Genomic DNA, 1,221 nt, shown 5'->3' with positions numbered 1-1,221 from the left:
CGCGGGACCGTGAAGGTCCCGCGCGCTCCGGCGTACCCGGGGCTCAGCCCACCGGCACCCGCTGCGGTGCGGGCCGCGCCGCCCGGTGCTCCCCGCCGCGGGCGCGCGGCCGCAGCGGCCACCACAGCGACCGGCCCAGCAGCGCGGCCAGGGCGGGCACGAGGACGATGGACAGGACGAAGGCGGAGAGCAGGATCCCGACCGCCGTCGCGAAGCCGGTCTGCTGCGTCCCGGAGTGCGGGCTCACGGCCAGGCTGCCGAAGGACGCGGCGAGCACCAGACCGGCGGTGGCGATGGCCGGCGCGGTGTGCCGTACGGCACGGGCCACCGCTTCTCGGGCCGGTCCGGGCCGCTCCATCTCCTCTCGGATCCGGTCGCTGATGAGGATGTTGTAGTCGGTGCCCAGCGCCACCACGAACAGGAACAGCACCAGCGGGAGCGTGAAGTCCACGCCCGGCCGCCCCAGCCCGTGCTGGAAGACCAGCGTCGAGGCCCCGAGGGTGGCCGCGAAGCCGAGTCCGACCGCGAGCATCAGCACGACCGGCGCGAGCAGGCTCCGCAGCAGCACCAGCAGGATGATCGCGATCAGTACCGCCGCCACCGGGAAGATGACCTTCAGGTCCTTGTCGACGGCCACCGCGATGTCCGCGAACACCGACGCGGTTCCCCCGACATGGGCCTCGGTCCCGGCGGGCAGGTTCGCGCGGACCGTGTCCCGGACCGGCCCGGAGACCAGGTCGCGGGCCTGCCGGCCGCCGGATTCGACGGTCAGGAGCAGGTCGATGCGGGCGGCCCTGCCGTTCTCGCTCGGCACGGTCGGGGCCACCCGGCCCACTCCGGGCACCCGGGCGAGCGCCCCGGCCAGCCCGGCCACCCGCTCCGCGCCGAGCGGAGCCCCGTCGGTGGCGGCGACGAGGACGCTCGTGGGGTCCGAGACCCCGGCGGGCAGGGAGCGGGAGATCTCGGCGGCCGTCTCCACGGCGGCGGTCCGCTCGCCGCCCGCCCCGGACTGTCCGTAGTCCATGCGCATACCGGCCAGGCCGGCCGTCAGCGCGCCGAGCAGGGCCACCGAGGCGAGGACCAGCACCACGGGGCGCCGGGCGGCGGCCCGTCCGAGCCGGCCCGCCGCGCCCTCACGGGGTTCACGCTTCAGGGCGCGCGACGGCCAGAACATCCTGCGGCCGGTCACGGCCAGCATCGCCGGCATCAGCGTCAGACTGC

Annotated in this window: 1 protein-coding gene; it reads right to left on the bottom strand. The window is 76.1% G+C overall.

Annotation, left to right across the window (positions count from 1 at the left end):
* Positions 1-43: 43 nt before the first annotated feature.
* A partial coding sequence (locus ACFV0Q_RS41825) for an MMPL family transporter (protein ID WP_385013361.1) occupies positions 44-1,221 on the bottom strand: 1,178 nt, incomplete at its 5' end.

Origin of the sequence: Streptomyces sp. NPDC059564 (assembly GCF_042735575.1) — a bacterium.
Classification (GTDB): Bacteria; Actinomycetota; Actinomycetes; order Streptomycetales; family Streptomycetaceae; genus Streptomyces.
The sequence above is the reverse complement of the archived record's forward strand: the minus strand, read 5'-3'. Positions and strand labels throughout refer to the sequence as shown.